The following is a 7,739-nucleotide window of genomic DNA, read 5'->3' on the forward strand; positions in this document are numbered from 1 at the left end:
GGTCCGGGCGGCCTGGCGCGAGGGCGCGACGGTCTACGCCGAGGTGGCGCTGCCCGAGGAGGCGGCCGCGGCCGCGCCCGGGTTCGGGCTGCACCCGGCGCTGCTGGACGCGGCGCTGCACGTGATCGGCTTCGTCGAGGCCGGTGGCCCGGTGCCCCGTGTGCCGTTCGCCTGGACCGGCGTCCGGCTGCACGCCACCGGCGCCACGGTGCTGCGCGTCGCGGTCACCCCGACCGAGGACGGCGTGCTGATCCGGACCGCCGACGGGATCGGCGCGCCGGTGGCCTCCGTCGACTCGCTGGTGCTCCGCGAGACCGCCGTCGAACAGCTGCCGGAGACCGGTCGACAGCCCGGTCGGGACTGGCTGTTCGCGGTCGACTGGACGCCCGTGCCGATCCTGCCGCCGGTGGACGCCTCCGCGTGGTGGGTGCTCGCCGGGGACGAGACGCCGGCCGTGGCCGGGGTGCCGGGCGAGCGGATCGACTCGCTGGCGGGACTGCCCGCCGGGGCGCAGGCACCCCCGGTGGTGGTGCTGCCCCTCGTGGCCCGTCCCGCCGCCGACGCCACCGCCGCCGCCACCGACACCGACACCGATGCCGCCGCCGACACCGTCGGCGACGCGGGTGCCGCGCTCCGGGCGGCCTCCGAGACGCTGGCGACCGTCCAGCAGTGGCTCGCCGACGAGCGGTTCGATTCCTCCCGGCTGGTGGTGCTGACCTCCGGCGCCGTCGACCCGGCCGGCCGGGTGCGCGACCTGCCCGGCGCGGCGGTCTGGGGCCTGCTGCGCTCGGCCCAGTCCGAGCACCCGGACCGGTTCGTCCTGGTCGACGCGGACCCCGCGGACGACGCCTGGCACCCGTACGCGACCGGTGCCGAACCGCAGCTGGCGGTCCGGGACGGGCGGGTGCTGGTGCCCCGTCTGGCCCGGGCGCGGGCCGGCGCCGCAGCGCCGGCCGACACCGCGGCGCGCCCCGGCACGGGAGCGCCGGCCGAACCCGGGGGCACCGTCCTGGTCACCGGCGGCACCGGCGTGCTCGGCGGACTGGTGGCCCGCCACCTGGCCGCGGCGTACGGCGTGCGGCACCTGCTGCTGCTCAGCCGGCGCGGTGCGGACAGCCCCGGAGCCGCCGAACTGACGGCGGAACTGGCCGCACTCGGCGCTCGCGCCGAGGTGGTGGCCTGCGACGCCGCCGACCGCGACGCGCTGGCCCGGGTGCTCGCCGCGATCCCGGCGGAGCGCCCGCTGCGCGGGGTGGTGCACACCGCCGGCGTGCTGGACGACGGCGTGGTCGAGTCGCTGACGCCCGACCGGGTCGCCACCGTGTTCCGTCCCAAGGCCGACGCGGCCGTGCACCTGCACGAGCTGACCGCGGGGACGGACCTGGAGCTGTTCGTGCTGTTCTCCTCGGCGGCCGGCACCTTCGGCTCGCCCGGCCAGGCGAACTACGCGGCGGCCAACTCCTTCCTGGACGCCCTCGCGGCGCGGCGCCGGGCGCTCGGGCTGCCGGGCCTCTCGCTCGCCTGGGGCGTCTGGGCGGAGGCCAGCGCGATGACCGGGCACCTCGGCGACCGGGCCGCCCGGCTCGGCGACGGGCTGACCGCGGAACAGGGCCTCGCGCTCCTGGACGCGGCGCTGGCCACCGACCGCGCCCACCTGGTGCCGGTCCGGCTCGACCTGCCGGCCCGGCCGGGCACCGCCGACAGCGCCGTCCCGGCCCTGCTGCGCGGACTGCTGCCCGGCGGCCCGCGCCGGGCGAGCGCGGCCGCCGACGGCCCCTCGCTGCCGCGGCAGCTGGCCGGCCGCACCCCCGCGGAGCAGGCCCGGATCGTCCTGGACGCCGTCCGGGCGGACGTCGCGCAGGTCCTCGGGCACGCCACGGCGGAGGCCGTCGCGCCCGACCGGGGCTTCGTCGACCTCGGCTTCGACTCGCTCACCGCGGTCGAACTGCGCAACCGGCTGTCCGCCCGAACCGGGCTGCGGCTGCCCGCGACGCTGGTGTTCGACCAGCCGTCGGCCGCCCGGGTCGCCGAGTACCTGACCGGGCGGATCGCCCCGCCGCGCACCTCGGCCGCCTCGCTCACCGACCGGGTGGAGCGGATCGAGGCCGAGCTGGCGGAGGCGGCCGAGGCGGAGCGGATCACGGTGGTCCGGCGCCTCCAGGCGCTGCTGGCCCGCTTCGAGGACGGCGCTCCCGCGGCCGGGTCGCCGGACGTGGTGGCCGGTCTGGACACCGCCACCGACGACGACCTCTTCGACTTCATCGACAAGGAACTGGGCGCCTCGTGACCCTGCTGCCGAACCCCTACCCGACACCCTGTGAGGCCTGACATGGCGGACGAGCAGAAACTGCGCGACTACCTCAAGCGCGTCACGGCCGAACTGCACCAGACCCGGCAACGGCTGCAGTCCGCCGAGTCGGCCGACCGCCAGCCGATCGCGATCGTCGGCATGGCCTGTCGGCTGCCCGGCGGCGTGGACGGCCCGGACGCGCTCTGGCGGCTGGTGTCCGAGGGCGTGGACGCCGTCTCCGCCTTCCCCGAGGACCGCGGCTGGGACGTCGGCGAGGACGCCGGATTCGCCCGCAGCGGCGGCTTCCTGCACGACGCGGACGGCTTCGACCCGACGCTGTTCGGCATCTCGCCGCGCGAGGCGACCGCCATGGACCCGCAGCACCGGCTGCTGCTGGAGGCCTGCTGGGAGGCGTGCGAGCGCGGCGGCGTCGACCCGTACGCGCTGCGCGGCAGCCGCACCGGGGTGTTCGCCGGGCTGATGTACCGGGACTACGCGGCCCGCATGATCGACGTGCCCGAGGGGGTGGACGCCTACCTCGGCATCGGCAACATGAGCAGCGTCGCCACCGGCCGGATCTCCTACACCCTCGGCCTGGAGGGCCCGGCGGTCACCATCGACACCGCCTGCTCCTCCTCGCTGGTGGCCCTGCACCTGGCCTGCCAGTCGCTGCGCTCCGGCGAGACCACGATGGCCTTCGCGGGCGGCGCCACCGTGATGGCCTCCCCGGACACCTTCACCGGTTTCGCCCGGCAGGGCGGGCTCTCCTCGGACGGCCGCTGCAAGTCCTACGGCGCCGACGCGGACGGCACCGGCTGGGCCGAGGGCGTCGGGATGCTCCTGCTGGAGCGGCTCTCGGACGCCCGGCGGCTCGGCCACCAGGTGCTCGCGGTGGTCCGCGGCAGCGCGGTCAACCAGGACGGCGCCTCCAGCGGCCTGACCGCGCCCAACGGCCCCGCCCAGCAGCGGGTCATCGAGGACGCGCTGGCCAGTGCGCGGCTCACCACGCTGGACGTGGACGTCGTCGAGGGCCACGGCACCGGCACCCGGCTGGGCGACCCGATCGAGATCCAGGCCCTGCTGGCGACCTACGGTCAGGACCGGCCCGAGGACCGGCCGCTGCGGCTGGGCTCGGTGAAGTCCAACCTCGGGCACACCCAGGCCGCCGCCGGCGTGGCGGGCGTGATCAAGATGGTGCAGGCGATGCGCCACGGCACCATGCCGCGCAGCCTGCACGCCGACCAGCCGACCCCGCAGGTCGACTGGTCGGCCGGCGCGGTGCGGCTGCTGACCGAGGCCGAGCCCTGGCCCGAGCTGGACCGGCCGCGCCGCGCCGGCGTCTCCTCCTTCGGCATCAGCGGCACCAACGCCCACGTCGTCCTGGAGCAGGCCCCGGAGGCCGAGGCCCCGGCCGATCCCGGGCAGCCGGCCCCCGGCGTGGTGCCCTGGCTGCTGGCGGCCCGCACCACCGAGGCGCTGCGCGCCCAGGCCGGTCGGCTGCACGCCTTCGTCGCCGACACCGAGCCCGACCCGGTCGACGTCGGCCGCTCGCTGCTCTCCCGGGCGCCGCTGGAGCGGCGCGCCGTCGTGCTCGGCGCCGACCGGGACCGTCTGGCCGACGCGCTCGCCGCGCTGGCCGGGGACCTGCCCGACAAGGCCGTGGTCACCGGGGTGGCGGGGGAGGGCCGCAGCGCCTTCCTGTTCACCGGCCAGGGCGCCCAGCGGACCGGGATGGGCCGCGAGCTGTACGAGGCCTTCCCGGTGTTCCAACGGGCCTTCGACGCGGTCTGCGCCGAGCTGGACCCGCGCCTGGAACACTCCGTCAAGGACGTGGTGTTCGGCGGGAGCCGGGACCTCCACCAGACGGTGTGGGCCCAGGCCGGGCTGTTCGCGCTGGAGGTGGCCCTCTTCCGGCTGTTCGAGTCCTTCGGCGTGCTGCCGGACTTCCTGCTCGGCCACTCGATCGGCGAGGCGGCGGCGGCGCACTGCGCCGGGGTGCTGACCCTGGCGGACGCCTGCGCGCTGGTCGCCGCGCGCGGCCGGCTGATGCAGGCGCTCCCGGCCGGCGGGGCGATGCTCGCCGTGCAGGCCACCGAGCCCGAGGTGGCGGCGGCACTCGCGGCCGTCACCGGCACCGCGGACGTGGCCGCGCTCAACAGCCTCGGCTCGGCGGTGGTCTCGGGCACGGCGGACACCATCGACGAACTCGCCGCCCACTGGACGGCCGAGGGCCGCAAGACCAGTCGGCTGACGGTCTCGCACGCCTTCCACTCGGCCCTGATGGAGCCGATGCTGGACGAGTTCCGGGCCGTCCTCGCGACGCTCTCCTTCGCCGAGCCCCGCATCCCGATCGTCTCCACCCTCACCGGCGCGGTGGAGGACGAGCTGCTGCGCACCCCCGACTACTGGGCGCGGCAGGTCCGCGAGACCGTCCGCTTCGCCGACGGCGTCGAATGCCTCAAGGCCCAGGGGGTCGGCCGGTTCGTGGAACTCGGCCCCGACGGCGTGCTCACGGCGATGGCCCGCGAGAGCCTGCCCGAGTCGGCGCTCACCGCGACGGCGCTGCGCAGCAGCTGGCACGACACCGGGGTGTTCGTCACCGCGCTGGCCGACCTGTGGACCCGCGGCACCGCGGTCGACTGGCAGGTGCTCTTCGACGGCCACGGCCGCCGGGTCGAGCTGCCGGTCTACCCCTTCCAGCACGAGAAGTACTGGCTCCACCCGGTGGCCGCGCCGGCCGGCGGGCCCGTCGACCCGGGCCTCTGGGCGGCGCTGGCCGGCGAGGACGCCGACGCGATCGCCGACCGGCTCGACGTGACCGACCCCGGGGTCCGGGCCTCGCTGCGCACCGCGCTGCCGCTGCTGTCCGACTGGCACCGGCGCGATCGTGAGGAGGCCGAGGTCGCGGGCTGGCGCTACCACGTCGGCTGGGAGCCCGTCCCGGACGCCCCGGCCCCCGCCCTCACCGGCGACTGGCTGCTGGTCGTGCCCGCCGCGACGGCCGACGACGAGCGGGTGCGCGCCCACCGGGACGGCCTGACCCGGCACGGCGCCACGGTGGTGACGGTGCCGGTCGCGGCGGACGCCGCCGACCGGACCGACCTGGCCGTCCGGCTGCGGCAGGCCGTCGGCGACGGGCGGCGGCCCGCCGGAGTGCTCTCCCTGCTGGCGCTGGAGACCGGGCCGCACCCCGAGGTGCCGGCGCTCCCCGGGGGCACGGCCACCACGCTGCTGCTCGTCCAGGCCCTGCTGGACGCCGGGATCGACGGCCCGCTGTGGTGCGTGACCGAGGGCGCGGTGTCCACCGGCGACCACGAGCCGCCCGCCGAGCCGGGCCAGGCGCCGGTCTGGGGCCTGGGCCGGGTCGCCGCCCTGGAGCACCCGCAGCTGTGGGGCGGTCTGATCGACCTCCCCGCCGGGGCCGAGGAGGAGGACTTCGACGCGCTGGCCGGCCTGCTGACCGCCGCCGACGGCGAGGACCAGCTGGCGGTCCGCCCGGAGGGCGTCTTCGCCCGCCGGCTGCTGCCCGCCCCGACGGCCGACCCGGAGGCGCCCGCGTGGCAGCCGCGCGGCACCGTCCTGGTGACCGGCGGCACCGGCGCGCTCGGCGGGCAGGTGGCCCGGTGGCTGGCCGCCGGCGGCGCCGAGCACCTGGTGCTGGTCAGCCGGGGCGGCCGCGGCGCCCCCGGGCTGGCCGGGCTGGAGGCCGAGCTGACGGAGCTCGGCGCCCGGGTCACGGTGGTCGCCTGCGACCTGTCGGACCGCGCGGACGCCGCCCGGCTGGTCGCCGAACTCGACGCGATGGAGCCGAAGGTGAGGGCCGTCGTGCACGCCTCGGGGGTCAGCGCCTCGGCGCCGCTCGCCGACACCACCTTCGCGGAACTCGACCGGACCGCGGCCGGCAAGGTCGCGGGCGCCCGGCACCTGGACGACCTGCTCGACCAGCGCCGGCTGGACGCGGTCGTGCACTTCTCCTCCATCGCGGGCGTCTGGGGCGTCGGCGAACAGGCCTGCTACGCGGCCGCCAACGCCTACCTCGACGCCCTGGCGCAGCGGCGCGACGCCGAGGGCGTGCGCGCGCTGGCCGTCGCCTGGGGGCCGTGGGACGGCGGCGGCATGGTCGACCAGGCGATCAAGGAGCCGATGCGCCGGCGCGGCATCTCGCTGCTGGCGCCGGACCGGGCGATGCACGCCCTGCAGCGGGCGCTGGACCTGGACACCGGAGCGGTCACCGTCGCCGACATCGCCTGGGAGCAGTTCGTCCCCGCGTTCACCGCGCTGCGGCCCAACCGGTTCTTCGCCGAACTGCCCGAGGTCCGGGCGCTCGCCGCGGTCACCGTCACCGAGGGCGAGGACCGGAACCGGCTCGGCGCCCTGCGCGAGCGGCTGGCCGCCCTGCCGGCCGCCGACCGCGAGCCCGTCCTGCTGGACCTGGTCCGCACCCACGCGGCCGTGGTGCTCGGGCACGACGGCCCGGCCGCGATCGACGTCGACCGGCCGTTCCGGGACTTCGGCTTCGACTCGCTGGCCGCCGTCGAACTGCGCAACCGGCTCGGCGAGGCCACCGGCCTGCCGCTGCCCGCCACCGTGGTGTTCGACCACCCGACGCCCGCGGTGCTGGCCGCCCACCTGCTGGGCGAGGCGCTGCCCGACGACGCGGCGGCGGCCCTGCCCTCCACGGCGGAGCTGGACCTGCTCGAAGAGGCGCTGCTGGCCCGGGCGGAGGACGACGTGGACCGGGTCCGGGTGGTCCTGCGGCTGGAGGCGCTGCTCACCCGCCACCGGGGCGCGGGCGGCGACGACCCGGTCGCCTTCGACGACCTGCGGGACCAGCTCAGCAGGGCCAGCAACGAAGAGCTCTTCGACGTGATCGACCGGGATCTCGGCCTCTCGTGAGCAGGGGTGCGTGGTGGCCGGGGACAATCTTGGAAGGCGGCAGTTTCGATGGCAGATGATGCGCGGCCGATGGCGGACGACGCCCAGCGGCTCCGCGACTACCTCACCCGGGTGGTCGCCGAGCTGCAACACACCCGCCGGCGGGTCCGGGACCTGGAGTCCGCGGCGGGCGAGCCGATCGCCATCGTCGGGATGAGTTGCCGCTACCCGGGCGACGTGCGCTCCCCGGACGACCTGTGGCGGCTGGTCAGCACCGGCCAGGACCCGATCGGTCCGCTGCCCGCGAACCGCGGCTGGGACCTCTCGCTGGCCGACGAGCCGTCCTGGGCGGGCGGATTCGTCGAGGACGCCGGGGAGTTCGACGCGGACCTGTTCGGGATCTCGCCGCGCGAGGCGCTGGCGATGGACCCGCAGCAGCGGCTGCTGCTGGAGACCTCCTGGAAGGCCTTCGAGGACGCCGGGCTCGACCCGCTGTCGCTGCGGGGTTCCAGCACCGGGGTCTTCGTCGGCGTCACCTCGGTCAGCTACGGCCCCGGGATGGACCTGCCGGAGG

General features: G+C 76.9%; 2 protein-coding genes and 1 pseudogene. All 3 read left to right on the forward strand.

The genetic code is table 11. The annotated features are described in order from the left end of the window. The coding region (locus tag ACIQOV_RS17590; RefSeq protein ID WP_401049428.1) for a type I polyketide synthase at positions 1-2,287 on the forward strand (2,287 nt) is incomplete at its 5' end. Between the two features lie 42 nt (positions 2,288-2,329). Beyond that, positions 2,330-7,186, forward strand: a pseudogene (locus ACIQOV_RS17595) (type I polyketide synthase); the annotation flags it as partial. Between the two features lie 111 nt (positions 7,187-7,297). Next, positions 7,298-7,739: beta-ketoacyl synthase N-terminal-like domain-containing protein (locus ACIQOV_RS17600; RefSeq protein WP_401049429.1), on the forward strand; the 442-nt coding region annotated here is incomplete at its 3' end.

It is taken from the genome of Kitasatospora sp. NPDC091257, from assembly GCF_044757675.1.
In the GTDB taxonomy this organism is placed as follows: Bacteria; Actinomycetota; Actinomycetes; order Streptomycetales; family Streptomycetaceae; genus Kitasatospora; species Kitasatospora lactacystinica.